The organism is Streptomyces sp. NRRL S-920 (assembly GCF_000717945.1).
GTDB lineage: Bacteria > Actinomycetota > Actinomycetes > Streptomycetales > Streptomycetaceae > Streptomyces > Streptomyces alboniger.
This window is the reverse complement of sequence record NZ_JODF01000035.1, coordinates 47,048-72,528: the sequence shown is the minus strand read 5'-3', so window position 1 is coordinate 72,528 and position 25,481 is coordinate 47,048. Positions and strand designations below refer to the sequence as shown.

The following is a 25,481-nucleotide window of genomic DNA, read 5'->3' as shown; positions in this document are numbered from 1 at the left end:
GGCGAGGGCCGGTGGGCTCAAGGGCGGGCGGCGGCCACCCTGCGGCGGTGGGCTCAGAGGCGGCGAGGGCCGGTGGGCTCAAGGGCGGGCGGCGGCGGGCCCAGAGGCGGGCGAGGGCCCGGGGGGCTCAAGGGCGGGCGGCGGCCACCCTGCGGCGGCGGGCCCAGAGGCGGGCGAGGGAGGGCCGGTGGCTCGGGGGCGGGTGAGGGCCGGTGGACTCAGGGCTACTCTGCGGCGATGGGCTCAGGGGCGGGGCCCCCGTGGCTCAAGGGCGGGCGAGGGCCGCTCTGCGGCGGTGGCGGGCCACGCGTTCGCGGTTGCCGCAGACCTCGCTGGAGCACCAGCGGCGGCGGTGGCCGCGGGACGTGTCCAGGTACACGATGGGGCAGTTGTCGCCCGCGCACTGGCGCAGCAGGGCGCGGGCCGCCGGGTCCGTGAGCAGGTCGACGGCGTCCCTCGCGACGCACGCCACGAGCGCCGCGCACTCCGGGGCCGCGCGCAGGGCACGGGTCAGGGTGCCGTCGGCGGCGCGGACCGCGCAGGGGGCCGGGGGCGCCGGCGCGGCCAGGGCGTTGACACGCTCCAGCGCGCTGTCGGCGGGCGCCCCCTCGATCTCGCCCAGCACCAACTGCTCGATGGACGAGCGGAGTTCGAGGAACGCGGTGAGCCACGGCGGGCCCACCCCGGGCCAGGAGGCGCCCGCCGGCACCAGGCCGGCGCCCACGAGCCAGGCGCGCAGCCTCGCCACGGAGTCGAGCCGCTCCACGGGATGGCGCGTCGCCACGAGGTCCAGACAGCTCCGCCCGGAGTCGAACCGCAGCTCGTACGGAGCCGGGGCCATGCCCAACGCCATGCGCCTGTCACCGCCTTGGGGGTCACCGGTGAGTGAATGCCGTGGTGCACTCCCTACAGTGCCCGTCCCCCGGCGGGTCCGGAACCCCCGCCACCGCCACCCGTCCGACGAACCGTCAGATACTGACCTATTCCCCTACTGCCGTACGTCCCGCACTGCCCTCTTCCTCGTACCGCCCTATGCCCCGTACTTGGAGTCGGCCGCCGGATCGACCGCGAGGCGGTACCCCCGCTTGACCACCGTCTGGATCAGCTTCGGCGCGCCCAGCGACGTACGCAGCCGGGCCATCGCCGTCTCCACCGCGTGCTCGTCACTGCCCGCCCCCGGCAGCGCGCGCAGCAGCTCGGCGCGGGCCACCACCCAGCCGGGGCGCCGGGCGAGGGCACGCAGCAGGGCCATGCCCGCGGGAGGGACGGCCCGCAGTTCCTCGTCGACCAGGACCGCGTGGCCGCGGATCTCCACGCGGTGCCCCGCGACCGGCAACACCCGCGCACGGGAGGGCAGTTCCTGGCAGAGCAGCTGTACGAGGGGGCCGAGCCGGAAGCGTTCGGGCTGGACGGTGTCGATGCCGAGGGACTGGAGCGGCAGCGCGGTCACGGGCCCCACGCAGGCGGCCAGCACGTCATGGCCGAGGGCGGCGAGGAACTCGGCCCCCATGCCCCGCTCCTCCGCGCGGGCCAGCAGCGACGCGGCGGCGGGCGCGCTGGTGAACGTCAGCGCGTCGACGCCCCGCGCGACCGCCGCGTCGAGCAGCCGGTCCACGGGCGCGAGGTCCTCCGGTGGCAGCCACCGGTAGACGGGCACGCCGACGACCTCGGCTCCCCCGGCCCGCAGCGCCTCGACGAAGCCGGGCAGCGGCTCGCCGTGCAGTTGCAGCGCGATACGGCGCCCTTCGACGCCCTCGCCGAGCAACCGGTCGAGGACCTCCGCCATGGACTCGGACGAGGGGGACCACTCCTCGGTGAGCCCGGCGGCGCGCACGGCGCCCTTCACCTTCGGCCCGCGGGCCAGCAGCTCGACCCCGCGCAGGCAGCTGAGCAGGGCCTCGCCGTACCCCCAGCCGTCGGCGGCCTCGATCCAGCCGCGGAACCCGATCGCCGTGGTGGCGACCACCACGTCGGGGGCGTGGTCGATCAACTCCTTGGTCGCGGCGAGCAGTTCACTGTCGTCGGCGAGCGGCACGATGCGCAGGGCGGGGGCGTGCAGGACGGTGGCGCCGCGCCGCTGGAGCAGCGCGCCGAGTTCGTCGGCGCGCCGGGCGGCGGTCACGCCGACGGTGAATCCGGCGAGGGGGCCGTGCGCTGTCGGGGAGTTCGCTGGGGTCGCGTGCATAGGGCTGTCTCGTCTCGACTGTCTCGTCTCGTCCCGCTCGTGGCTCGTGGGCGGCGGATCGTGGCTCGTGGGCGGCGGATCGTCGTGCGTGGGCGACGGATCGTCGTGCGTGGGCGGCGGACGACCGAGCCTGTCAATGGCGCGTGACAGGCTCGGATCGCGGCGATGTCCGCCGTGTTACGTCACACCTCGGCATAGCTGAGCTGCGGCTTCGCGTCCGTGTCGGCCCCGGCGCCGGTACCCGTACGGGCGGACGCCTTCCCCCGAAGGTATACGGCCCAGGTGACCACCGAGCACACCCCGTAGAAGGCGAGGAACGCGACGAACGCCCCCGTGCCCGACCCCACGGTCTGGAAGGACTGCCGCAGGGCGAGGTTGATGCCGAGCCCGCCGAGCGCGCCGACGGCCCCGATCAGCCCCATCGCCGCCCCGGACATCCGCCGCCCGTGGGCCGCGGCCTCCTCCCCCACGAGCCCCTTGCCCTCGGCCTTGGCCTGGAAGATGCCGGGGATCATCTTGTACGTGGATCCGTTGCCGAGCCCGGTGAGCACGAACAGGGCGATGAAGGCGCCGACGAACAGCGGGAGCGACTCCCTGACGGAGGCCAGCACGACGACGCCGGTCGCGGCCCCCATGCCGACGAAGTTCCACAGGGTGATGCGCGCCCCGCCGTGCCGGTCGGCGAGCCGCCCGCCCACGGGCCGGATCAGCGAGCCGAGCAGCGGGCCGATGAAGGTCACCTGCGCGGCCTCCAGCGGCGTACGCCCGAACTGGGTCTGGAGGACAAGACCGAAGGCGAAGCTGTAACCGATGAAGGAGCCGAACGTCCCCACGTAGAGGAACGCCATGATCCACGTGTGCGCGTCCCGGGCGGCGGCCTTGACGGCGCCCGTGTCGTTGCGCACGGAGGAGATGCTGTCCATGTAGCGGGCGGCACAGACGGCGGAGACGAGGATCAGCGGGATGTAGATCCCGAGCACCACCCGCGGCCCGCCGCTCGCCCCGATGACGGCGAGCCCGACGAGCTGCACGACCGGTACGCCGATGTTGCCGCCCCCGGCGTTGAGCCCGAGCGCCCAGCCCTTCTCCCGCAACGGGAAGAAGGAGTTGATGTTGGTCATGCTGGAGGCGAAGTTGCCGCCGCCCACGCCGGTGAGCAGCGCGCACACCATGAAGGTGGTGTAGGAGGTCCCCGGCTCCATGACGACGAAGGCGGCGACGGTCGGGGCGAGCAGCAGCGAGGCCGCGATGACGGTCCAGTTCCGGCCGCCGAAGCGGGCGACGGCGAAGGTGTAGGGGACGCGGACGACGGCTCCCACCAGGGTCGCCATCGACACCAGGAAGAACTTTCCGGCCGGGTCGATGCCGTACTCGGGCCCCATGAACAGGACCATCACGGACCACATGCTCCAGATGGAGAACCCGATGTGCTCGGAGAGCACCGAGAACGCCAGATTCCGCCGGGCGACCCGCTCCCCTCCCTCCTCCTTCCAGAACCTCTCGTCCTCCGGGTCCCACCGCTCGATCCACATCACACGCCTCCACGGCTAGTCCACGGGCCTCGCCGACGCCCGCGAAGGTGCCGACGCTCCCGAAGGTAGGGAGAACGCGTTTCGGCCCTGTGGCGCGGAGTGACCGCCGGGGAACGTTGCTCTCACGTGGGGCGGGGAGGGGTGGTGAGGAGCGGGGCGGCGAGGGCGAGGCCGGTCAGCCCAGGTGGGTGTCCCCGAGGGAGACCAGTAGGCGGCGCAGCGCCCAGTCGAGGGCCTCGCGGTCGGCGGGGGTGAGGGCGGTCAGCATGCGCTGTTCGTTGGCGATGTGGTCGGCGACCGCCCGGTCGACCAGGTCCAGGCCGGCCTCGGTGAGGCGGACGCGGATGGCCCGGCGGTCGGCGGGGTCCTGACGGCGTTCGATCAGGCCCTTGCGCTCCAGCTTGTCGAGGCGGTTGGTGATGGCACCCGAGGTCACCATCGCGGTCTTGAGGAGGCCGCCCGCGGTCAGTTCGTGCGGGGCGCCGACCCGGCGCAGCGTGGCGAGGACGTCGAACTCCGCGAACTCCAGGCCGTACTCGGCGAAGACCGTCTTCATTCCCTTGCTCAGCAGGTGATCGGCGCGCTTGATGCGGCCCACCAGGGCCATCGCGTCCAGGCCCGCGAGGTCCAGGTCCGGGCGTTCGCGGCGCCACTGGGCGCGCAGCTGGTCGATGGCGTCAGCGCGGGGCTCGTCCGGGGTCTCCTGCTGGGCCGCCTCCTGCGGGGCTGTCTTCTGCTGGGCTGTCTCCTGCTGGGCTGTCTCGTTCTCGGCCATGGCGGCGCAGCTCCAAATCTCTCAACGTTCAGATACTTGACGTTCGCGGATCGGGGGTCCATATTTATCTCAACGTTGAGAATAACAGCGTTCAGGGGAAGAGCGAGGGGAAGCATCATGATTGTCAGCAGGATCAACATCGCGGAGCGCACGTCGTCGACGCAGGGCGACGCCGGGGCCCCCAAGCCCCCGGTATCCACCTCGGCTCCCGCTCCCCGCTCCCCCTCCACCAAGGCGGTGGCCGGCATCGCCGCGCTGGCGGCCATCGGCCCGGCGACCTGGGGCACGACCTACGTAACGACCACCGAACTCCTCCCCCCGGACCGCCCGTTGCTCGCCGCGGCCCTGCGCGCCCTGCCCGCCGGGCTGATCCTGCTCGCGCTGACCCGACGGCTGCCGCGCGGCGACTGGTGGTGGAAGGCGGCCGTTCTGGGGGTGCTCAACTTCGGCGCGTTCTTCCCTCTGCTCTTCTTCGGTGCCTACCGCCTGCCCGGCGGTGTCGCGTCGACGGTCAGCGCGGTCATGCCGCTGCTGGTGGCGGGCTTCGGAGCCGGTGTCCTGAAGGTGCGGCCCACCCGCCGTACGTTGGCGGCGGGCCTCGTCGGTGTCGTGGGTGTGGGCCTGCTGGTCCTGCGCGGCAGCGCGGCGGTCGACGCCGCCGGGATCGCCGCGATGCTGGCGGCCACCACGCTGATGGCCCTCGCGGTGGTGCTCAGCAAGCGGTGGGGCCGGCCCGAGGGAGTCTCCCTGCTCACGCTCACCGGCTGGCAGCTGACCGCGGGCGGCCTGGTCCTCGCGCCCATCGCCCTCACCGCCGAGGGCCTGCCGGACCACTTCACGGGCGCCAACCTCGCCGGTTACGCCTACCTCGGCATCGTCGGCACGGCCATCGCGTACGCCCTGTGGTTCCGCGGCATCGAACGCCTCCCCGCCTCCTCGGTCTCCTTCCTCGGCCTGACCAACCCGGTCGTCGCCACGCTCGCGGGCCTGCTGCTCCTGGGCCAGACCATGACCCCCTGGCAGCTGGGCGGCCTGGCCCTGGTCCTGACGAGCGTCGTCCTTGGCCAGAGCCGCCGCGCGTAACGCGCCCCCGGACCACCACCAACTCACCCCCTGACCTGAACAGAGGAGCCCCCCATGCACACCCACACCGACACCCACACCCCCACTCCCACCCACGCCCCCCGCACCCGCGTCACGGTCTTCGGGGCGGCAGGAACCGCGGGAAGCCGCGTCGTGACGGAGGCCCTGTCCCGGGGCCACGAGGTGACCGCCGTGGTCCGCGACGCCGCCCGCTTCCCCGAACTGCACCCGGACGCCACGCACCGCACAGGTGACGCGGGAAACCCGGAGCACGTGGCGGAGTTGGCCGCGGGCCAGGACGTCGTCATCAACGCGACAAGACCCGCCCCGGGCCGCGAAGCCGACCACGCGGCCGTCATCAGAGCCCTGCTGGCGGGCCTGGCCGAGGCCCCCGGCGTCCGCCTCCTGGTGATCGGCGGCGCGGGCAGCCTGACGGTCCCCGGAACGTCCGGCACCCTGGCGATCGACGACCCGAGATACGTCCCCGCGGCCTGGCGCCACATTGCGGCGGCCTCCAACGCCCAGTACGACGCGCTCCGCACCGCGCCCACGGACGTGAACTGGACCTACCTGAGCCCCTCCGCGATCCTGGAACCAGGCACCCGCACCGCGGCGTTCCGCCTGGGCGAGGACGAACTCCTGGTGGACGCGGAGGGCAACTCGTCCCTCTCCATGGAGGACTTGGCGGTAGCCCTCCTGGACGAAATGGAGAACCCCCGCCACCCCCGCGCCCGCTTCACGGCCGGGTACTGAGAGCCGCACTGAGCGCCGGTCCCGCTACCGGTTGACGGACTGGACCTCACCGACCTCGACCTGCTGAGCCGCGCCGAACTCGCCGGCGGGCAGGTCGCCGCCCTCCCCCGCGGTGCTGGTCCAGCTGACCTTCCAGGTGATCGTGGCCTGGAGTTCGTACGCGCCGTCCCCCGAGGACCGCAGGTACTTCACACCGCACGGCGGGTCCGTGTCCGCGGGGGTGCCCTTGGCCCGGGGCGTGCCGATACGGCCGTTGTCGATCGTGCACTCACCCGATGCGGGGTACGTCTCGGCGTCCCCCGTACCCGGCTCGATCTTGAGAGCGACCGGCTCGGCCGTCGTCGTCGCGGACAGACCCGTTCCCGGGAGGGTCGCGGTCACCGAGATCTTCTTGAACTTGGCCTTGTCCAGCCACACCCACGTCGGCAGATTGACCTTCGTCCCGCCGTCGGGCGCCATTCTGACCTCGGTGTCCGGGACGGGGATCTGGCCGTACGCGTACTCGGCGAGGATTTTCGGCGTCACCGCGAGCGGCTCCTTGGGCGGTACGCCCTTGGTCACCCAGAACGGCAGCCTGTCGCAGGCCTTCGCCTCGGGCTCATCCTTGCGGTCCTCGTCGACGGCCGCCGCCCAGAACTCCCCGTCGCCCTGTTTGTCGAGGTTGTAATTCTTGTAGGGGTGCCCCTCCTTGAAGTACGAGTCGAGGATCCCGCCCACGAAGTCGCCCATCCCGAAGAACTTCATCTTCCGGATCGCCTTGACCGTCGCCTCGATCTCCTTCGGCGTATAGGCGGGCTCATACCAGCAAGCCGGCGGATCCCAGTTGCTGTTCGCCGGGGTGAGCGTGCCCGTCCTCGCCGACTGCGGACTGCCCTCGACCGTCGTCCGAATCCTCGTCTCGACGCCGAGGTTCTTGCCTTGACGGGAGCCTTGCGACTGGGCCTGGCCCGCTTCCTTCCGCCCACCCGTCGTCTTGCCTCCCGCCGCGTACGCGGCACCGGGCACCAATGTGATGACCAAGGCCAGGGAAGCAGCAGTCCCGCGGCTCAGAACTCGCCAGTTCACTTCATGCACCGCTTGGTTGCTTCCTCCACGTACGTGACGGATTCGGTCTGCCAGACACCCTTGGCGTTCTTCTTCAACCGCGTGTTGTAGAAGCCGTAATCGTCAGCCGATTCCGGGATGGACCGGTCCACCCGACCTGTCTTGCGGTCCTTGGGATACGTCTTGGAGCTGTCCTGGCAGTACGTCACGGCTGCCACGCCATCCTTGAGGAAGGTGACCTGACGGTCGTAATAGCGCGTGGTTCCGACGAAACTCCTGCCGTCCTTGTAGAAACTCTCCACGTATTCGGCGGCCGTCATCAGGGCTTCACCCGACGAGTAGAACTTCAACGCGGGGTGCTTCTTCGCATCGACCGTGATCGCCTCATCGATCGAATTGATCCGCCGCGCGTGGTCGGCCAGCACCGCGTCCTTCTTGGGATCTCCCGTCCTACCGCCCTCGAAGACGTTCTTCACGCCCTTCGGCAGCTTGATCTGCGGGCGGTCGATCCCGTCGTCGGACGCCTTCGGCGAGGGGGACTCTCTCGTCTCGCCGCCCGAGTCCGCGCCCGCGATCTTCTCCTTGCCCTTGGACTCCCCGCCGCCACCTCCGCACGCGGAGAGCGAAAGGGCCGCGACGGCGGTCAAGGCGGCCGCAGCGAGCAGGGTGGGACGGCGGTTCACGGTCACTCCTGGTGGGGTGGGGGTTCACTGGAGTGAACCAAGCTATCCATGAGGGGTAACCGATGCCAGCGGCGGGGGCGCCGCGACCAGGCCCTTGGCTAGGCGCGGGCGGACAGCACCCCCGTACGCCGCAGTTTCTGCCAGCGAAGGCGGCCTCCCGTGAGGGCCGTGATCCAGGACTGGAGCAGTACGACGTACATCAACTGCCGGTAGAGCAGCTGCTGGAGAGGCAGTGAGATCAGATGGGTCATGCGTTCGCGGTCGAGGCGGAAGGCGTACGCGGCGCAGAACGCCTGCACGGCGAGCACCCCGAGCCAGGCGGCGATGGTCTTCTGCGTGGGGCCGAAGACCAGGCCGTAGAGGAGGAACACGTCGATGAGGGGCGCCAGGAGCGGGGCCAGCACCATGAACAGGGAGACCAGCGGCAGGCCGACGCGGCCGAAGCGCCCGGAGGGGCCGGACTCGACGAGGGCGCGGCGGTGCTTCCAGATGGCCTGCATCGTGCCGTACGACCAGCGGTAGCGCTGGGACCAGAGCTGCTGCACGGACTCCGGGGCCTCGGTCCAGGCCCGCGCCCGCTCGGCGTACACGACCCGCCAGCCGTCGCGGTGCAGGGCCATCGTGATGTCGGTGTCCTCCGCGAGCGTGTCGTCGCTCATGCCGCCGACCCGCTCCACGGCGGACCGCCGGAACGCGCCGACCGCGCCCGGGATGGTCGGCATGCAGCGCAGCACGTCGTACATCCGGCGGTCGAGGTTGAAGCCCATCACGTACTCGATGTGCTGCCAGGCGCCGATGAGCGAGTCCCTGTTGCCGACCTTCGCGTTGCCCGCGACGGCGCCTACGCGCGGGTCGCCGAAGGGCTGCACGAGTTCGCGGACGGTGGACTCCTCGAAGACGGTGTCGCCGTCCATCATCACGACGATGTCGTGCCGGGCGTTCGCGAGGCCCCTGTTGAGGGCGGCCGGTTTGCCCGCGTTGAGCTGGCGCACGACGCGTACGTTCGGAAGCCGCAGGCCCTCCACGATCCGCGCGGTGCCGTCCGAGGAGCCGTCGTCTATGACGAGGACCTCGATGGGGTGGTCGCTCGCCATCAGGGAGCGGACGGTCGCCTCGATGCACTTGGCCTCGTTGTACGCGGGCACCAGGACCGAGACCGGTTCGGTGACCGGGGCGCCCCAGTGGAAGTCCCGCCGCCGCACTCGGCGCGCGTGCGCGGCGGAGAGCAGCAGCATCAGGCCGAACCGGGTGAGGACGAGCACGCCCACGACCGCGAGGGCCACGACGAGGCCGTCCGTGATCCGCGCGGAGGCGCCGACCAGGAAGACCCAGGCCTTGCCCTTCCACAGCTCGATGCCGCTGACCCGCGCGTGCGCGCTGGGCGCGTCCAGGGCCTCCGTGAGGTTCCCGAACTCGTACCCTTTCTCGCGCAGTTCGGGCAGGAGCCGGTCGAGCGCGGCGACGGTCTGTGAGCGGTCGCCACCGGAGTCGTGCATGAGGACTACGGCACCCTCGCCGCCCTGGGGCGTGGCACGCCGGACGATCTCGTCGACGCCCGGGCGCTTCCAGTCCTCGCTGTCGGCGTCGTTCACGACGGTGAGGTAGCCGCGGTCGCCTATGTGCCGGGCCACCGGATAGGAGTTGTTGTCCATGGCGTCGGCGAAGGAGGAGTACGGCGGCCGGAAGAGGGAGGTCCGGATCCCGGCGGCCCCGGCGAGCGCGAGCTGGTTCTGCGACAGCTCCCAGTCGATGCGGGACTTGGACTGGTAGGCGAGGTCGGGGTGGTTGAAGGTGTGCAGGCCGACCTCGTGGCCCTCGTCGACCATGCGCCGGACCAGGCCGGGGTGGCGCGAGGCCATGGTGCCGGTGACGAAGAAGACGGCGTGCGCGTCGTGCTTGTCGAGGACGTCGAGGACCTTGGGGGTCCACTCCGGGTCCGGCCCGTCGTCGAAGGTCAGCACGAGCCGCCGCTCGGGCACGCGCAGGGTGGCCTCGCGGCCGCCGCGGGTGTCTATGACGGGGCCGCCGTCCAGGATCTCCCGCGGTACCTGATCGGTGGGCGCGGGCGGCCGGACACGGTGGTCGGCGAGGATCTCGCTGTGCACGTACCCGCGCAGCATCAGCATGGCGAGCAGCGCGATGAGCAGCAGCGAGGGCAACGAGTAGCGCAACGGCAGCCGCCGACGCCGGGGGGCGCGGGCGGCCGCCTTACGGGGACGGGGTCTGTGGGGGCGGGCGTGGGCGGGGGTGGCGTGGGCGGGGGTGGCGTTGCGGGGGGCGGCATGGCCGGGTGCCTCGCCGGACGGGGGTTTGCTGGGCGTGGCATGGCCGGGCGCGGCGCTGCCAGGGGCGGCGCTGCCGGGCGCGGCGCTGCCGGGCGCGACGCTGCCGGGTACGACCCCGCCGGATGGCGCCTTGCCAAGACGGTCGTCCACCCACCCCCCTTCAGTAGTACGGGAGTTCACCGCTGAGCGTCCCCGGAGGAAGACGACCGGGAGTCCGCGGGCGGCTGCTGGGCGGCGGGCGGGGTGAAGTCGGCGGGTATGTCGCCGTCGCCGGGGGCCGTCGGCCGCGTGGGCGGAGCCGGGGGCCGGGCCGCCGGTGCCGTGGGGCCGGATCCCGGGTACGCCGCGCCACCCGTCGGAACCGGGCCGGGGCCACCGCCACCGTCCACGGGGCCCGAACCCGGACCCGAACCCGGACCCTGCTCGCCGTCCGCCGCGGCGGGCGCCGCGCCGGACGAGCCCCCTTCGTCCCCCCGGCGGGAGCCGCCGGGCCGCGCCACCGCCTCGGTGGCGTCCGCGGCGCCCCGCGACGGAGCGGCCGCACCCGCCGACACGGACGGATCAGCAGGATCAGCAGGATCAGCAGGATCAGCGGGGTCGGCGGAGCCGGTGGAGTCGGCCGGCTCAACGCGGTCGTACGGGCGCCCGGACGCGTCCACCGTGCCCGCGGGCCCGTCGCCCCTGCCGGCCTTCCCGCCCTCGGGGGCCTGCACCGGCAGCCAGGGCGCATGAGAGCTGCCCGAGAACAGCGTGCCCACGATGACCAGGGCGTAGACCGCGCAGGCGACACCGATGATCACGCCTATCCTGCGGTACCTCCGACCGCGGCGGCCCGTCTCGTCGACGAAGACAGGCCCCTCAACCACACCGCCCGCGCCGCCCGCACCGGGCCCGACCGGCAGATCCGCCAGCGTCCGCCCGAGACCGTCGATCTGAACGGTGACCTCGTTCGGATCATGGGTATGTCCTGGTAGCGCATCTTCTCGCCACGTCTCCATGCGTACGCACAACCCCCCACATCACACAACTCGGCATCTCAGAACGCGGGTGCGTGTACGACTCCGGGCCCCTTGCCGTCCGGACCGGGCCCCCACCCGACCCGCGCGCCGCCCCTATCACATCCCGACCGGGCGATGAATGTAGCGCACCGGAGTGACAGGCGTGGATATCAGTCAGATCTGACTCATCATGATGAGTGCATCTGTGGCCGGAACCCACCCATCCGCAGGCCTCTTTAGCCATCCTTCGGCGGCGGCAAGCTCCGCGGCAGCGGCCCGTACCGCTGTAACTCCCGGATGAATCAGACCTTTTCTCCATACGAGCGACACGGGCGAGAGCGGTACGGGATCGATCAGCGGCCGCAGCTCGGCACCCGGCATGGCCGGAAAGCCCACCACGACCAAGGCCGGATTGCGCTTCTTCGCCATGATCCGACCGAACTCCTCGGGCCCCACCGCCAGCGGCGCGGGCGGCGCGACATCGATGCCGCGCCCCGCGAAGAGCCGGTGCGCGAGGTCGGTCCACTCCAGCGTCCGCGGATTGCCCGCCCCCGCGTACACGGTCTCCCCCGCGAGGGCGTCCAGCGGCACGGCGTCCAGCTCGGTCAACGGGTGATCGCTGGGCAGCAGTACCGCCATCGGCTCGTACCGCACGGGCTGCTGGGCGAGCGCCGACCGCAGGGCGGGGTCGAGCCCGGCGTACCGCCCGAACGACATGTCCAGCCGCCCGGCGATCATCTCGGCGGCGGCTCCCGTGAGGCCGCTCTCGAAGCGGGCCATCAGCTCGCACTCCGGGACGAGTTCGCGGGCCCGCTCCAGGATCCGCCCGAAGACGAGCCCGGGACTGTTCAGATCGACGAGCAGCGGCCGCGCGGGCCCCGCGAAGGCGGCGACCAGCTCGTCCTGCGCCGCGAGAACCCGCCGCGCGTACGGAAGGAGCCGCTCGCCGTCGGCGGTGAGCGCGACCTGCCGTGTCGTACGGGAGAACAACTCGGCGCCCAACTCGCGCTCCAGGCGCCGCACATCACGGCTCAGCGCCTGCTGTGCCACGTACAGCCGGGCGGCGGCCCGGGTGAAATGCAGCTCTTCGGAGACGGCGACGAACGCGCGCAACAGGCGCGGGTCCACGTCACGGGGCAGGGCGGACCCATCGGCGGGGCGTGGACCGGGATCGGACGGGCGTATGCCGGGCTCTGCTGTCACCGCTGGAACCTACAACGCGGATGCGTGAATCGGCGCCCAGAAGGTGTTGGACCCCGCGGGCCCCCCGCGGCGAGCCTGAGACACATGCCGCCCGCCAGACCCCGCAGCACACCCCGAAACCCCTACACCCGCCTCTTCGCGATACCCGGAGCCACCGCCTTCACCCTCGGCAACCTCATCGCCCGCCTGCCCATGGGCATGTTCAGCGTGAGCGCCGTCATCATGATCTCCGGCGCCCGCGGTTCGTACGCGCTGGCCGGCGCCGTCACCGCGACCGGCCTCGCCGCGACCGCCGTCGTGGCGCCCTGGACGGCGCGGCTCATCGACCGCCACGGCCAGGCACGCGTCGCCGTGCCCGCCACCGCGATCGCCGCGCTCGGCTCGCTCTCCCTGCTGCTCTGCGTGCGCTACGGAGCGCCCGACTGGACTCTCTTCGCGTCGTACGCCGCCACGGCCACGACCCCCAACACGGGCGGCATGTCCCGCGCCCGCTGGGCGTACCTCCTGAAGGGCGACGCCCCTGCCGTACACACCGCCAACTCCTTCGAACAGGCCGCCGACGAACTCTGCTTCATGCTCGGGCCCGTCCTCGCCGCCTTCCTGTGCGGCGCGCTCTTCCCCCAGGCGGGCACCCTGATCGGCGTGGTCCTGCTGCTGACCGGCGTGCTGACCTTCGCCGCCCAGCGCGCGACGGAACCGCCGCCCCAAGGACGTACGCACTCCTCCGAGGACGCCCGATCGCCTCTCCGCGCGCGCGGGATGCCCGCCCTGCTGGTCGGCTTCCTCGCCACCGGCGCCGTCTTCGGCTCCCTCGAGGTCGTCACCATCGCCTACGCCGACGAGCGGGGGCACAAGGCTGCGGCGGGCTTGATACTCGCCCTCCAGGCCGCGGGCTCCTGCGCGGCGGGCCTCGTCTACGGAGCCGTGAGACCGCGCGGCCCGCTCGCGCGCCGCTACCTCCTGTGCGGTGCGGCGATGGCGGCCCTGATGACGCTGCCGCTGCTCGCCGTGACGCTCACGGGCTCGCTGACCGCCCTCTCCGGAGCGCTGCTCGTCGCGGGGATGGCGACGGCGCCCACGATGGTCACCGGCATGACGCTGGTACAGCACCGCACCCCCGTGGGGAGGCTGAACGAGGGCATGACCCTCGCCGTGACCGGCCTCCTCGGCGGCATCGCGTGCGGCGCGGCGGGCGGCGGCTGGGCGGTGGAGCGCCTGGGGCCCGCCGCGGGCTACGGGGTGCCGGTGGCCGCCGCCTGCCTCGCCCTGCTGCTCAGCAGCGCGCAGGCTTGCGCCACGAGCACTCCACGTCGCCGTCCCGCTCCGCCGCCCGCGTCGAACGCGGCATGACCGGCACGGCCTCGTCCTCCGTCGACGACGCGAGGGTCACCACGATCGCGTCCTCCAGCGCCTTCACCGAGGGGGCCAGATGGTTGTTCAGGATGATGCTGAACACCAGCTCACGCCCGTTCTTGTCCGTCACGTAACCGGAGAGACCGGACGCTCCCGTCAACGTCCCCGTCTTGGCACGGGCGTTGAGGGCCGCCGGGGTCCCGCACATCCGCGAGCGCAGGGTGCCGCCGACGGACTTGCCCGGCCCGCAGGCCACCGGCAGGGACGCGTACCAGTCGGCGAACCACGGCTCCCCCTTGGCCGAGCGCAGCAGCTTGACGTACTGGTCCGCCGGGGCGTTGTCCTTGCGCGAGAGACCTGAGCCGTCGACCTGGCGCAGCTTGCCCGGGTCGACGCCGGCGGTCTTCAGATAGCCGCCGATCGCGGCGATGCCGTCGTCCCAGCTCCCGGGCCGCCCGGTGGCCTTGTGCCCCATGGCCTTGGTGAGGCTCTCCGCGTGCATGTTGTTGGAGAGCTTCATGAAGGGGACCATGAGGTCCTTGAGCCGCATGGAGTCGTGCGAGGCGAGCCGCCGGGCCCGCCCGGGGGTGGCGATCCCGGTCCTGGTCGGCCCGCTCACCTTCACGCCGTGCGCGGCGAGCGCGTCCCGGAAGACGGCTGCCGCGTACCCGGTCGGCTCCCAGACGGTGACCCACTCCTTGGTGGCGGCTCCGCCGACCGGGACCGTGCCGCTGACGGTGATGGTGTTCTTGCCGTGCTGCCGCTCCACGGCGACGGTGTCGGCGCCGCCCGCCGCGACGGTGGTCGCCCGCAGGTCGATGTCCACGTAGTCGGTCTTCGGCGTGACGCCGACGCGCGGCTCGTCCCCGGCCCGCGCGCCCGGCGCGACCTCCACGACGACCGTCCCGGTGTCGTAGTCCGTGTCGGGGGCGACGCTCAGGGCGCTGATCTGCGCCGCGTAGTACGCGGACTCGTCGTCGGCGCTCCAGGTGTCGCCGACGCGCTTGGCGTCGAAGCGGGTGTCGTCGGCGATCAGGCGCCCCGAGACGCGCCGCACCCCGGAGGCGGCGATCTTCGCGGCGAGTCCGTCGTAGTCCTCGGCGAGCGTCGTCGGGTCGCCCGTGCCGCGCAGATACAGGTTTCCGTGCAGCACGCGGCCCCGCCGCTCTCCGTCGGCGAGTACGTCGGTGGTGAACCGGTGGTCGGGTCCCAGCAGCTCCATGGCGGCGGCCGAGGTGAGCAGTTTGGTGTTGGAGGCGGGCATCAGGCGCCCGCTGGGCCGGTGCTGGTAGAGGACGTCACCGGACGCGGCGTCGGCGACGACCACGCCGGCCACGCCGCCCTCCATCCGGGAGTCGCCGAGGATGGTGTCGATGGCCTCCGGCAGGCCGGACCGGTCGGAGTCCGCGCCGGCCGGGGCACCTGCGGAGAGCGTGCCCGCCGCGACGGCGAGCACGGCCGGCCAGATCCAGTGGCGCATACGGTGGTTGACGCGTCGCACGGGTCTCCTCATGACCCAGGAGGATAAACCCGGGCGCCACACGGAAGAAGCCCCCTGACCGAGGGTCAGAGGGCTTCAACCTCACATGGGAATTGTGGAGATGGCGGGAATCGAACCCGCGTCCAACGGTGCTGAACCAGGGCTTCTCCGAGCGCAGTTCGCTGCGATTTTCTCGGCCCCGGAGATCTCGCGAACAAGTCTCCGACGGGCCCAGTCACTGTTTGATTTCCCGTCGAACCCCGTGACCGGGTTCGACGGTTTAGTTCCCTAGATTATGCCAGGGTCCGGGTCGGGAACACCCCCGGGCTGACACCCATTTAGGGTCCTTCAGTCACTGCTTATTAGGCAGCGAGGGCGAAGGACTGGGAATCGCTCTTGGAATTGGCGATTATTTGTTGCGACATATGGTTTACGAGATCATTGCCGCTTCCTCGGCTCGCTTCCCCTGCTTCGACATCCGCTGTCGAAACCGATCATCCCCATGTTGTTTTTTCAATGTTCCTTCAAGGTGGGCCCCTGCTGGGCGGGGACCCGGTGCCCCTGCTGTGAGGAGCACGACCCATCGTACGTGACCAACGCCCGACGGTGCCAGCCTATTCCTGAGGGCCCGGCCGCAAGGCTAGGCGATCCCCTGGCGCCGCCGCACCGCCGAGATCGCGCGGTTCGTCTCGCGCGTGTCCTGCTTCTCGCGGAGCGTCTGCCGCTTGTCGTACTCCTTCTTGCCCTTGGCCAGCGCGATCTCGACCTTGACCCGGCTGTCCTTGAAGTACAGCGCGAGGGGCACGATCGTGTGACCCGTCTCCTTGGACTTGGACTCCAGCTTGTCGATCTCCGCCCGGTGCAGCAGGAGCTTGCGCTTCCGCGTGGCGGAGTGGTTCGTCCAGGTGCCCTGCACGTACTCGGGGACGTGGATGTTGTGCAGCCACGCCTCGCCGCGGTCGATGTGCACGAAGCCGTCCACCAGGGAGGCCCTGCCGAGCCGCAGCGACTTGACCTCGGTGCCCATCAGCACCAGGCCGCACTCGTAGGTGTCCAGGATGTGGTAGTCGTGCCGCGCCTTCTTGTTCTGCGCGACCATCTTGCGGGCGGGGGCCTTCTCATTGGCCTTCGCGGCCTTGCGCTTTACCTTTTCCTTCGCCATAGTCCGGCCATTTTCGCACTACGAGGGGGGTCCGAGGCCAGTCAATACTGTCTCGGCCCGCTTCTCGGCCCCGTCCTCGACCTCAAGGTCCGGTGTGATGCCCCGCCCGTCGACGGCCCGCCCCGAAGGCGTGCGGTAGTGGCCGACGGTCAGCTCGGCGACGGAACCGTCCGGGAGGCGGCTCGGCATCTGGACCGAGCCCTTGCCGAAGGTCCTGGAACCCACCACGACCGCGCGGCCACGGTCCTGGAGGGCGCCGGTGAGCAGCTCGGCCGCGCTCATCGTGCCGCCGTCGACGAGCGTGACCACCGGTCTGCCGGTGTCGCCGCCCCGCCGGGCGTGCAGCGCCTTCTGCTCGCCCCGTACGTCGTACGTCGCCACGAGGCCGCCGTCCACCAGCGCGGACGAGGCGGTGACCGCCTCCGAGACCAGGCCTCCGGAGTTCCCGCGCAGGTCGAGCAGGATGCCGGCGCCCTCGGGAGCCTCGCGCACCGCGGTCCGCACGGCCTCTCCGGAGCCCTTGGTGAACGCGGCGACCTTGATCAGGACCGCGCCGCCGGGCAGCTCGGTGACGGTGACGGAGTCCGTGGAGAGGCGGGCCCTGTGCAGCGTCTCGCTCCACGCGCGCGTGCCGCGCGCGAGGCCGAGGCGCACCGGGGTGCCGGCGCGGGTCCCGCGCAGCAGGCCGACGACCTCGGTGACGGGGCGGCCGGTGACGCGCTCACCGTCGATGGAGCGCAGCCGGTCGCCCTCCCGGATCCCGGCGCGGTCGGCGGGCGCGTGCTTCTGGACCCGGGAGACCTCGATGCGTCCGTCGGCCGCGCGCCGCGCCCACAGTCCGACGCCCGTGTAGGCGCCGTCGAGGGCCTGCTCGAACTCCCGGTACTCCCCGTGCGAGTACACCGCCCCCCAGCGGTCCCCGCTGCGGCTGACGGCTTCCTCGGCGGCCTTCTTGGCGGACTTGCCGTCGGCCATGGCATCGGCGGCGGCGTCCGCGGCCTCCTCGGCGGTGTCGGCGCCGCCCGTCAGCGGGGCCGAGGCGTCCGAACGTACCGAAGGAGGTGGCGTTTTCCGGCCGTCGTCCGCCGCCTCGCTCCAGGAGCCGGTGGCGGCCCCGGTGGCGAGGACGCTCGCGAAGACCAATGTCAGCGTCGCCCCGCGGCGGATGCGGCGGGGCACTGAGCACCGATCGGCGAACCGGTCGAGACCTGACATGACGGTGAGTCTAGGACAACGAAAGGCGCCGTACGGCGGGTTGAACCGTACGGCGCCCTGGAACGACGAGGGTACTTGTCACACCTTGAGGTACTTGCGCAACGCGAAGAACGCGGCAAGCGCGGGCATCAGAAGACCGATCGCGAGCACCAGCGGCAGCTTCGCCAGGACGGCGTCCCAGCCGATGAAGTTGATGAGGTTGATCTTCTCGGCGAGCGCGAGACCGTGGTCGATCATGAAGTAGCGCCCGACGACCAGCATGCCGCAGGCGAGCGCGCCGCCGATGAGACCGGCGACGGCGGCCTCCATGATGAACGGCATCTGGATGTAGAAGCTGGAGGCGCCGACCAGCCGCATGATGCCGGTTTCCCGTCTGCGGCTGAACGCCGAGACGCGCACGGTGTTGACGATCAGCATCAACGCGACGACGAGCATCAGCGCCATCACCGCGAGCGCCGCCCAGTTCATGCCGTTGAGGAGCCCGAAGAGGTTGTCCAGATAGCCCTTCTGGTCCTGCACGGCCTGCACGCCGTCACGGCCCGAGAAGGCGGTCGCGACGACCTGGTACTTCTCGGGGTCCTTCAGTTTGATGCGGTACGACTCCTGCATCTGGTCGGGCGTGAGCGAGCTGGACAGCGGGGAGTCGCCGAACTGCTCCTTGTAGTGCTTGTACGCCTCGTCCGCCGACTCGTGGGTGACCTTGTCCACGACCGGCATCTTCTTCAGATCGCCGAGGATCTGGTCCTTCTGCTCGTTCGTGACGGCGCCCTTGGCGCACTTCGGGTCCTGCTCGGCGTCGGCCTTGTTGCACAGGAAGATCGAGACGTTGACCTTGTCGTACCAGTAGCCCTTCATCGTGCTCACCTGGTCGCGCATGAGCAGCGAACCGCCGAAGAGGGCGAGCGAAAGCGCTACGGAGACGACGACCGCGAAGGTCATCGTGAGATTGCGGCGGAGACCGACGCCGATCTCCGACAGGACGAACTGGGCACGCATGGCGGCCTTTCAGTGCTCAGGTGGATCAGGTGGAACGACAGCGGTCGGGCCGCGGATGTCAGTGCTGGTAGCCGTAGACGCCGCGCGACTGGTCGCGCACGAGACGGCCCTTCTCCAGCTCGATGACCCGCTTGCGCATCTGGTCCACGATCTGCTGGTCGTGGGTGGCCATCACGACGGTGGTGCCGGTCCGGTTGATCCGGTCGAGCAGTTTCATGATGCCTACGGAGGTCTGCGGGTCGAGGTTGCCGGTCGGCTCGTCGGCGATGAGGAGCTTGGGACGGTTGACGAACGCGCGCGCGATCGCCACTCGTTGCTGCTCACCACCGGACAGCTCGCCGGGCATCCGGTCCTCCTTGCCGCCGAGGCCCACGAGATCGAGGACCTGGGGCACGGACTTGCGGATCTCGCCGCGGGACTTGCCGATGACCTCCTGCGCGAAGGCGACGTTCTCGCCGACGGTCTTGTTGGGCAGCAGGCGGAAGTCCTGGAAGACGGTGCCCAACTGGCGGCGCATGTGCGGCACCTTGAAGTTGGACAGGCGCGCGAGGTCCTTGCCGAGGACGTGCACCTGGCCGTGGCTGGTGCGCTCCTCGCGCAGGACGAGCCGCAGGAAAGTGGACTTTCCGGAGCCGGAGGACCCCACCAGGAAGACGAACTCGCCCTTTTCGATCTCTAGGGAGACATCCCTGAGCGCGGGGCGGGTCTGCTTGGGATAGGCCTTGGAGACGTTGTCGAAACGGATCACGGATGCACCACGGGTTGCCGGGGGTAGGTGTGCGTGACCCTACGCGAAGGCGGTGCGCGAGCGCAGTCGGCGTCCGGAGTTGCGCGATTTGTCGCGGAAGTACCGAGGTACGGAACGTGCCGAAACCGGCGGGCGGCGGCGGGCCGCGCCGAAACCCGTGGAAGCTGGCACAGTGGTAAGGGGAACGATTGGGTTCCCCGTAGCGTTGGGCAGGCTGAGACTGTGCGGGAGGAGAAGCGCATGACCCTGGATCGGTTGGTATGCGCGAACTGCGCAGCGCCCGTGAGTGAAGGCCGATGCCCCGTGTGCCGGGCCAATCGCGAGCGCATACAGCAGGAAGGGCCCTTCGCGGGCCTCAATCCCGCGGCACTGATAGCGCTGCTCGTGGTGCTGATCGCGGCGGTCGCGCTGCTGGCGCGCGTATAGGCACGCCGCGCCGCGGCACACCGCGCGGACGACGGAGAAGGGCCCGGAGCTTCAGGAAGCTCCGGGCCCTTCTTTTACGTACGTACGTCTCAAGGACGTACATCGCGTACGTGCCGTACATGCCGTACGCCTCGCTACCTCGGGTACGGGGCGTACGTCGGCGCCGGTGTCAGGCGGCGGCGCCGCGGTTGCCGACGAGGCGCGGCAGGACGCGGAAGCCGATGCCGCCGGCGATCATCGTGGCGGCGCCGATCACCAGGAAGGTGATCTCGGCGGCGCCGGTCTCGGCCAGCTCGCCCTTGCCCTTGTTGCCGCCCTGCTCGACCGGCTTGGAGCCGGTGTCGGAGAGGCTGTCCTTGCCCTGGCCCTGCTCGACGGGGTTGGAGCCGCCGGCGGGGTCGGTGTCGTTGCCCCCACCGTTGCCGCCGCCGTTGCCGTGGCCGTTCCCGTTGCCGTTTCCGTTGCCGCCGCCGTTCCCGTTGCCCTCGTTGCCCGGGTCACCCGGGTCCGAGGTGGGCCGGCCCGGGTCGGTCGGGTCCGAGGTGGGCGGGTCGGTGGGGTCGGGCTCGGTCGGCTCCGGCGGCTCGGTCGGCTCGTTGGTCGGCTCGGGCGGGTCCGTCGGCTCCTCGGTCGGGATGCCCGGGTCCGAGGGGTCGTCGTCGGGCTCGACGTCGACGTCGACACCGACACCGCTGTCGTCCGCGTGGGCGCCCACCGGGCCGAGGTCGACGTCGAGGGCCGAGGCGGCACCCGCGGCGGTCAGCGAGGCACCGGCGGCGATCACCGCACCGGCGGCTATCCGCGCGACACGGATCCGCGTCTTCTTGGTCATCTGGTTGCTACCCCCAGTAGCTGAATCGTCAGAGAGGCAGCGTCCGAGGCGGCGTTCCGGGGCGAACGATCAGCCCCCACAGATCCCACGCACCCCAGGAATACGCATACCGCTCGCTAGCCTTTCCACTTTTCAGAGCAGCGTCAAGGTCGTTGCGGGCGCGATGTCCGAAATCGGGGCAGTTGACCGTCGTAGGGAGATGTGACTGTGACGTAAAAGGCAACTGCCGCCTCATGGGCGGCAGTTGCCTTGTCGATAAAGCCGCTCCGGGCGGTTTTTACTTCTCCTGCTGCTTGCGCCAGCGAATTCCGGCTTCCAGGAATCCGTCGATCTCGCCATTGAAGACGGATTCGGGATTGCCGACCTCGAACTCCGTACGCAGGTCCTTGACCATCTGGTACGGGTGAAGGACGTACGAACGCATCTGGTTGCCCCAGGAGTTGCCTCCGTCACCCTTGAGGGCGTTCATCTTCGCCTGCTCCTCCTGGCGGCGGCGCTCAAGGAGCTTCGCCTGGAGGACGTTCATCGCGGTCGCCTTGTTCTGGATCTGCGAGCGCTCGTTCTGACAGGAGACGACGATGCCGGTGGGGAGGTGGGTCAGCCGCACCGCGGAGTCGGTGGTGTTGACGCCCTGGCCGCCCGGGCCCGAGGAGCGGTACACGTCGATGCGCAGCTCGCTCTCGTCGATCTCGATGTGGTCGGTCTGCTCGACGACCGGGAGGATCTCGACACCGGCGAAGGACGTCTGGCGGCGGCCCTGGTTGTCGAAGGGCGAGATGCGGACGAGACGGTGGGTGCCCTGCTCGACCGAGAGCGTGCCGTAGGCGTACGGGACCTGGACGGCGAAGGTGGTCGACTTGATGCCGGCCTCTTCCGCGTACGACGTTTCGTACAGCTCCGTCTTGTAGCCGTGGCGCTCCGCCCAGCGCAGGTACATGCGCTGGAGCTTCTCGGCGAAGTCGGAGGCGTCGACGCCGCCGGCCTCCGCGCGGATGGTGACGAGCGCCTCACGGGCGTCGTACTCCCCGGACAGGAGGGTCCTGACCTCCAGCTCGTCCAGCGCCTTCCGGACGGACTCCAGCTCGGACTCGGCCTCGGCGCGGGTGTCCGAGTCGTCCTCCTCCTCGGCCATCTCGAACAGCACGGCGAGGTCGTCGATGCGCCCGCGCAGCGCCTCGGCCTTCCTGACCTCCGCCTGGAGGTGGCTCAGCTTGCTGGTGATCTTCTGTGCCGCTTCCGGGTCGTCCCACAGGGACGGTGCGGCCGCCTGCTCCTCGAGCACGGCGATATCGGCCCTCAGCTTGTCGAGGTCCAGGACGGCCTCGATCGACTCCATGGTCGAGGAGAGGGACTTCAGCTCTTCGGATACATCGACGACTGCCACGCCTCCAGCCTAACGGCTGCGGCAACCGACCTGGCCCCGAGTGGGGTGAGCGGGGCGGGGAGGAGGTCGGGGAGGAGGTCAGGGGGAGACCGGGGAGGAGGTGTCGGGGGCCGAGGGGGGCGCGTCGGAGGAGCTGGCGGCATACACGCCGACGCCGGCCGCCGCGGCGAGGACGACCCCGGCCACGCCGAGCGTGATCCGGCGCCGGCGCGCGGAGGCGCGGTGCTTGGCGGAGCCGGGGCGGGCGGCGCCGGCCGCCCGCGGCGCGCGGGCCGTACCGCGGGCCCCGCCGGCCAGCTCGTCGGGTCCTGGCACCCGCATCGAGGTGTGCGTGTCCCGGTTGGAGTCGGCGGGCGCCGAGCCCGGCACCAGGGGGACCGCGCCCCGCCGGGGGGAGGGCTCGCGCGGCTCGGGGGCCGAGTCCTCGTACGCCTCCTCGGCCCGCGAGGGCTCCGTGTCCGGCTCGTCGACGTCCAGCGGGGGCATCCCAGCGACCAGCGGCAGCAGCTCCCGAAGGCGCGTGGCCAGCTCCGAGGCGCGCAGCCGGGACGCGGGAGCCTTGGCGAGGCACTGGACGAGGAGCTGCCACAGCTCCTCGGGGATGCCGGGGAGCGGCACCACCGTCTCGGTGACGTGGCGCCGCAGGACCGCCCCGGGGTGCCCGCCGCCGAAGGGGGTGAAGCCCGCGAGCAGTTCGTACAGGACCGTGGCGAGGGCGTAGATGTCGACGGCGGCGCGCGGCGGCAGGCCCTCGATGATCTCGGGGGCGAGGTAGTCGGGCGTGCCGATGATCTTCGTGGCGCGGGTGCGGCGCGGGGAGTCGATCAGCTTGGCGACGCCGAAGTCGGTGAGCAGGGCGGGGTGCGCCCCGCCGGGGCCGAGGGGGCCCTGCATGTCCAGGAGGACGTTCTCGGGCTTGACGTCGCGGTGCACGATGCCCGCGGCGTGCGCGGCCGCGAGCCCGTCGGCGACGTCCGCGACGATGGCGACCGCGGCCTCGGGGGCCATGCGCCGCTCACGGTCGAGGCGGGTGCGCAGGTCCGTACCGCGTACGAGGTCCATGACCAGCGCCAGGTCGTTGCCGTCGACGACGAGGTCGTGGACGCCCACCACGCGCGCGTGGTCGAGGCTGAGCAGAGCCGTGCGCTCCTGGACGAAGCGGCCGACGAGTTCCTGGTCGGAGGCCAGGTCCTCGCGCAACAGCTTGATGGCGACGGGGCCTTCGGGCCCCTCGCCGAGCCACACCGTGCCGGCGCTGCCACGGCCCAGGATCTGGTGGGCGGTGTACCGGCTGCCGATCTTGCGCGTCAAGACTGCTCCTACGGATGCGTGTTGGCGACAAAACTACGCGTCCTCGCCGCCAACCTTCACTCCGGGAGCAGAAATCACTCTGCTGATGTCGACAAATCCCCAGAGTCGTCCGAGCCCTAGTTCCCGCCGAGCTTCCCGATCCAGCCGCTGACCGTGCCGTACCAGTCCGTCAGCTGTTCCCAGTAGCCCTTCGTGGTGCCGATCCAGTCCTGGAGCGGGCTGAACTCCCAGACCAGCCAGCTCGCCACGAAGAGGATGAGGATCGTGAACAGACAGCCCTTGAGGCAGCCGAGCCCCGGGATCCTCATCGGGTTGGCGCTGCGCTGACGCGGCTGCCTCGGCTCGCGCGCGGGGCGCGGGGCGGGCTGCTGGGGCGGCGGCGCCTGCGGGGGCGCGGCGTACTGCTGCGGCTGGGGCTGCTGGTGCTGGGGCGCGGGAGCGTACTGCTGCTGGGGGCGCTGCCCGCGCGGCTGCTGCGGGGCGTACTGCTGCGGGCGCGGCGGCTGCTGCTGGGGCCGGGCCACCTGGCGCTGGGGGCGTCGGCGCAGCGGGTCCTGGTCGGGGTCCAGCTGCGCGTGGTACTGCGTCTGTTCGTTGCGGTCGCGGGCAGCGGCCATCTGGCTCTGCCAGGGGTGCGGGTCGTTCGGGTTCGCGCCGGGGCCGTTCGGCGGGACCGGCGGCATGACCGCGGTCGGGTCGGCGCCGCCGCCGCGGTTGGCCGGCAGTACGGAGGTGGGGTCGGCGTCGCCGTGGCCCTGGCCGCCGGTGCTCCGCATGACGCTGGTCGCCGCGTTCGGGTCGTACGAGCCCGCGTTGCTCGGCAGGACCTGCGTGGGGTCGGCCGCGCCCGGGGCGTCCGGCACGGGGGCCGGCGAGGGGTCCGGCATGAGCAGGGCGCCCACGCCCTCCGCGGCGGCGATCTGCGCCGGGGTGGAGTGCACGCCGACGCCCTCGGCGACGGCCCGCAGGCCGCGGGCGAGGTTCACGGCGCTGGGGCGGCGGTCCGGGTTCTTGTCGAGGCAGCGCTCGATGACCGTCCACAGCGGGTCCGGGACGGTCGAGGGGCGGCGCGGCTCGGCGCTGAGGTGCTGGTGCAGGACTTCGAGGGCCGAGCCCCCGGCGAACGGCGGGCGGCCGGTGACCAGCTCGTACAGCAGGATCCCGGCGCCGTAGATGTCGACGGCGCTGGTCTGCGGGCGGCCCTCGGCGGACTCCGGCGCGACGTACGCGGGCGTGCCGACGAATTCCTGGGTGCGGGTCAGGCCCGGGGAGTCCGCGAGGCGCGCGATGCCGAAGTCGGTGAGCATCGGGTGCATGCCCTGGGCGTCCTGCTTGAGCAGGACGTTCGCGGGCTTGAGGTCGCGGTGGACGACGCCGTCGGCGTGGCTCGCGGCCAGCGCGTCGGCGATCTGGGCCGTCAGCAGGGCCGCGGCGACCGGCGTGAACGGGCCGTTCTCGCGCAGATAGCGGTGCAGGTCGGGGCCGTCGATCAGGTCCATGACCAGGGCGAGGAGATCGCCCTCGACCACCAGGTCGCGGGTTCTGACGATGTTCTCGTGAGTCAGCCTGAGCAGGACGGAGCGCTCCCTGAGGAAGCGCATCACCACGTCCGCGTCGTTGGCCAGCTCTTCCTTGAGGACCTTGATCGCGACGGTCTCGCCGGGCTGGCCGGCGACGGCCGCCTCGGCACCCGCGGTCTCCCGCTGGCGGGCTCGCCAGACGGTGCCCGTGGCGCCGCGCCCGAGCGGCTCCTCGAGCAGGTACTTGCTGCCTACCGGCCGCACGTCATGCGCTCCCTGCTGATCTGGCTGGTCCCGTCCGGACGCTGGTCCTGTCCGGGGGTCTGAGATGTTCCGACCCACTGTAGTGCTGCCGAACGGGGCACCGGTCGATCCGATTCCGCCCGGCCGTTCCCGTGGATCGCTGTCCAGGGGGAAGACGCCCGCCCGTGGCCATTGGTTGCCGTGGAGTGCGCGGTGCGACCTTCCTGTCGACCTTCCTCCACGGACCCTCGCATGTGTCCCCAACGGTCC

Annotated in this window: 22 protein-coding genes and 1 other RNA gene; 4 read left to right on the top strand and 19 right to left on the bottom strand. The window is 71.4% G+C overall.

Annotated features, from left to right (window positions below; all coding sequences use genetic code 11):
- Positions 1-265: 265 nt before the first annotated feature.
- From IG54_RS0124080 to IG54_RS0124065, 4 genes are all read right to left on the bottom strand, one after another.
- Positions 266-853: a CGNR zinc finger domain-containing protein gene (locus IG54_RS0124080; RefSeq protein WP_030788168.1), complete on the bottom strand. Its 588-nt coding sequence runs from the start codon at positions 851-853 to the stop codon at positions 266-268.
- Positions 854-1,030: 177 nt separating this feature from the next.
- Positions 1,031-2,185 (bottom strand): uroporphyrinogen-III synthase, encoded by a 1,155-nt coding sequence (locus tag IG54_RS0124075; RefSeq protein ID WP_030788165.1) that lies wholly within the window; start codon positions 2,183-2,185, stop codon positions 1,031-1,033.
- A 182-nt stretch (positions 2,186-2,367) separates the two neighbouring features.
- Complete coding sequence (locus IG54_RS0124070) at positions 2,368-3,717, bottom strand: nitrate/nitrite transporter (RefSeq protein WP_030788160.1); 1,350 nt, start codon at positions 3,715-3,717, stop codon at positions 2,368-2,370.
- 175 nt (positions 3,718-3,892) lie between these two features.
- On the bottom strand, positions 3,893-4,492 hold the full coding sequence (locus IG54_RS0124065) for a MarR family winged helix-turn-helix transcriptional regulator (RefSeq protein ID WP_078594425.1): 600 nt from the start codon (positions 4,490-4,492) through the stop codon (positions 3,893-3,895).
- Between the two features lie 117 nt (positions 4,493-4,609).
- On the opposite strand from IG54_RS0124065, the gene IG54_RS0124060 reads away from it, so the two are divergent.
- Entirely contained in the window at positions 4,610-5,575 is a 966-nt protein-coding gene (locus IG54_RS0124060; RefSeq protein ID WP_078594423.1) for an EamA family transporter, read from the top strand.
- 54 nt (positions 5,576-5,629) lie between these two features.
- Positions 5,630-6,328 (top strand): NAD(P)-dependent oxidoreductase, encoded by a 699-nt coding sequence (locus tag IG54_RS0124055; protein WP_051819849.1) that lies wholly within the window; start codon positions 5,630-5,632, stop codon positions 6,326-6,328.
- Positions 6,329-6,352: 24 nt separating this feature from the next.
- Here IG54_RS0124055 and IG54_RS0124050 read toward each other — a convergent pair whose 3' ends face one another.
- From IG54_RS0124050 to IG54_RS0124030, 5 genes are all read right to left on the bottom strand, one after another.
- Positions 6,353-7,333: a hypothetical protein gene (locus IG54_RS0124050; RefSeq protein ID WP_234336320.1), complete on the bottom strand. Its 981-nt coding sequence runs from the start codon at positions 7,331-7,333 to the stop codon at positions 6,353-6,355.
- A gap of 56 nt (positions 7,334-7,389) precedes the next feature.
- Positions 7,390-8,055 (bottom strand): hypothetical protein, encoded by a 666-nt coding sequence (locus tag IG54_RS0124045; RefSeq protein ID WP_030788141.1) that lies wholly within the window; start codon positions 8,053-8,055, stop codon positions 7,390-7,392.
- A 98-nt stretch (positions 8,056-8,153) separates the two neighbouring features.
- Entirely contained in the window at positions 8,154-10,181 is a 2,028-nt protein-coding gene (locus IG54_RS0124040) for a glycosyltransferase (protein ID WP_234336321.1), read from the bottom strand.
- 335 nt (positions 10,182-10,516) lie between these two features.
- A complete protein-coding gene (locus IG54_RS0124035) occupies positions 10,517-11,338 on the bottom strand; it encodes a hypothetical protein (RefSeq protein WP_158708911.1) in 822 nt (273 codons plus the stop codon).
- Positions 11,339-11,512: 174 nt separating this feature from the next.
- Positions 11,513-12,478, bottom strand: coding sequence for a LysR family transcriptional regulator (locus tag IG54_RS0124030; protein WP_030788132.1), 966 nt, complete (start codon positions 12,476-12,478; stop codon positions 11,513-11,515).
- 147 nt (positions 12,479-12,625) lie between these two features.
- Between IG54_RS0124030 and IG54_RS0124025 the strand changes: the two genes are divergently transcribed.
- The gene (locus IG54_RS0124025; RefSeq protein ID WP_030788129.1) at positions 12,626-13,891 is read left to right on the top strand and encodes an MFS transporter; all 1,266 of its coding nucleotides are present in this window, start codon (positions 12,626-12,628) and stop codon (positions 13,889-13,891) included.
- Here the strand turns inward: IG54_RS0124025 and dacB are convergent.
- From dacB to ftsE, 6 genes are all read right to left on the bottom strand, one after another.
- Positions 13,815-15,407, bottom strand: a complete 1,593-nt coding sequence (dacB, locus tag IG54_RS0124020) for a D-alanyl-D-alanine carboxypeptidase/D-alanyl-D-alanine-endopeptidase (protein ID WP_030788126.1) — start codon at positions 15,405-15,407, stop codon at positions 13,815-13,817. The genes IG54_RS0124025 and dacB overlap by 77 nt on opposite strands.
- An 80-nt stretch (positions 15,408-15,487) precedes the next feature.
- Positions 15,488-15,876, bottom strand: a transfer-messenger RNA (tmRNA) gene (gene ssrA, locus IG54_RS39695).
- A 138-nt stretch (positions 15,877-16,014) separates the two neighbouring features.
- Positions 16,015-16,536, bottom strand: a complete 522-nt coding sequence (smpB, locus tag IG54_RS0124015; RefSeq protein ID WP_051819846.1) for an SsrA-binding protein SmpB — start codon at positions 16,534-16,536, stop codon at positions 16,015-16,017.
- Between the two features lie 18 nt (positions 16,537-16,554).
- Complete coding sequence (locus IG54_RS0124010) at positions 16,555-17,751, bottom strand: S41 family peptidase (RefSeq protein ID WP_030788119.1); 1,197 nt, start codon at positions 17,749-17,751, stop codon at positions 16,555-16,557.
- A gap of 78 nt (positions 17,752-17,829) precedes the next feature.
- Positions 17,830-18,747, bottom strand: a complete 918-nt coding sequence (ftsX, locus tag IG54_RS0124005; RefSeq protein ID WP_030788116.1) for a permease-like cell division protein FtsX — start codon at positions 18,745-18,747, stop codon at positions 17,830-17,832.
- 58 nt (positions 18,748-18,805) lie between these two features.
- Positions 18,806-19,495 (bottom strand): cell division ATP-binding protein FtsE, encoded by a 690-nt coding sequence (gene ftsE, locus IG54_RS0124000; RefSeq protein ID WP_030788113.1) that lies wholly within the window; start codon positions 19,493-19,495, stop codon positions 18,806-18,808.
- Positions 19,496-19,735: 240 nt separating this feature from the next.
- On the opposite strand from ftsE, the gene IG54_RS0123995 reads away from it, so the two are divergent.
- Positions 19,736-19,921: a hypothetical protein gene (locus tag IG54_RS0123995; protein WP_030788110.1), complete on the top strand. Its 186-nt coding sequence runs from the start codon at positions 19,736-19,738 to the stop codon at positions 19,919-19,921.
- A gap of 169 nt (positions 19,922-20,090) precedes the next feature.
- Here the strand turns inward: IG54_RS0123995 and IG54_RS0123990 are convergent, their stop codons facing one another.
- From IG54_RS0123990 to IG54_RS0123975, 4 genes are all read right to left on the bottom strand, one after another.
- Positions 20,091-20,753: an LPXTG cell wall anchor domain-containing protein gene (locus IG54_RS0123990; protein WP_030788106.1), complete on the bottom strand. Its 663-nt coding sequence runs from the start codon at positions 20,751-20,753 to the stop codon at positions 20,091-20,093.
- Between the two features lie 277 nt (positions 20,754-21,030).
- Positions 21,031-22,137, bottom strand: a complete 1,107-nt coding sequence (prfB, locus tag IG54_RS0123985) for a peptide chain release factor 2 (protein ID WP_030788104.1) — start codon at positions 22,135-22,137, stop codon at positions 21,031-21,033.
- 78 nt (positions 22,138-22,215) lie between these two features.
- Positions 22,216-23,448, bottom strand: coding sequence for a serine/threonine-protein kinase (locus IG54_RS0123980; protein ID WP_030788101.1), 1,233 nt, complete (start codon positions 23,446-23,448; stop codon positions 22,216-22,218).
- Between the two features lie 116 nt (positions 23,449-23,564).
- Positions 23,565-25,232, bottom strand: a complete 1,668-nt coding sequence (locus tag IG54_RS0123975; RefSeq protein ID WP_030788099.1) for a serine/threonine-protein kinase — start codon at positions 25,230-25,232, stop codon at positions 23,565-23,567.
- Positions 25,233-25,481 lie beyond the last annotated feature (249 nt).

Bases quoted from the DNA above. Each gene is read 5' to 3' on its own strand.
- IG54_RS0124080 (WP_030788168.1), bottom strand. From the start codon at position 853: ATGGCGTTGGGCATGGCCCCGGCTCCGTACGAGCTGCGGTTCGACTCC.
- IG54_RS0124075 (WP_030788165.1), bottom strand. From the start codon at position 2,185: ATGCACGCGACCCCAGCGAACTCCCCGACAGCGCACGGCCCCCTCGCC.
- IG54_RS0124070 (WP_030788160.1), bottom strand. From the start codon at position 3,717: ATGTGGATCGAGCGGTGGGACCCGGAGGACGAGAGGTTCTGGAAGGAG.
- IG54_RS0124065 (WP_078594425.1), bottom strand. From the start codon at position 4,492: ATGGCCGAGAACGAGACAGCCCAGCAGGAGACAGCCCAGCAGAAGACA.
- IG54_RS0124060 (WP_078594423.1), top strand. From the start codon at position 4,610: ATGATTGTCAGCAGGATCAACATCGCGGAGCGCACGTCGTCGACGCAG.
- IG54_RS0124055 (WP_051819849.1), top strand. From the start codon at position 5,630: ATGCACACCCACACCGACACCCACACCCCCACTCCCACCCACGCCCCC.
- IG54_RS0124040 (WP_234336321.1), bottom strand. From the start codon at position 10,181: ATGCTGATGCTGCGCGGGTACGTGCACAGCGAGATCCTCGCCGACCAC.
- IG54_RS0124035 (WP_158708911.1), bottom strand. From the start codon at position 11,338: ATGGAGACGTGGCGAGAAGATGCGCTACCAGGACATACCCATGATCCG.
- IG54_RS0124025 (WP_030788129.1), top strand. From the start codon at position 12,626: ATGCCGCCCGCCAGACCCCGCAGCACACCCCGAAACCCCTACACCCGC.
- dacB (WP_030788126.1), bottom strand. From the start codon at position 15,407: ATGAGGAGACCCGTGCGACGCGTCAACCACCGTATGCGCCACTGGATC.
- smpB (WP_051819846.1), bottom strand. From the start codon at position 16,536: ATGGCGAAGGAAAAGGTAAAGCGCAAGGCCGCGAAGGCCAATGAGAAG.
- IG54_RS0124010 (WP_030788119.1), bottom strand. From the start codon at position 17,751: ATGTCAGGTCTCGACCGGTTCGCCGATCGGTGCTCAGTGCCCCGCCGC.
- ftsX (WP_030788116.1), bottom strand. From the start codon at position 18,747: ATGCGTGCCCAGTTCGTCCTGTCGGAGATCGGCGTCGGTCTCCGCCGC.
- IG54_RS0123995 (WP_030788110.1), top strand. From the start codon at position 19,736: ATGACCCTGGATCGGTTGGTATGCGCGAACTGCGCAGCGCCCGTGAGT.
- IG54_RS0123990 (WP_030788106.1), bottom strand. From the start codon at position 20,753: ATGACCAAGAAGACGCGGATCCGTGTCGCGCGGATAGCCGCCGGTGCG.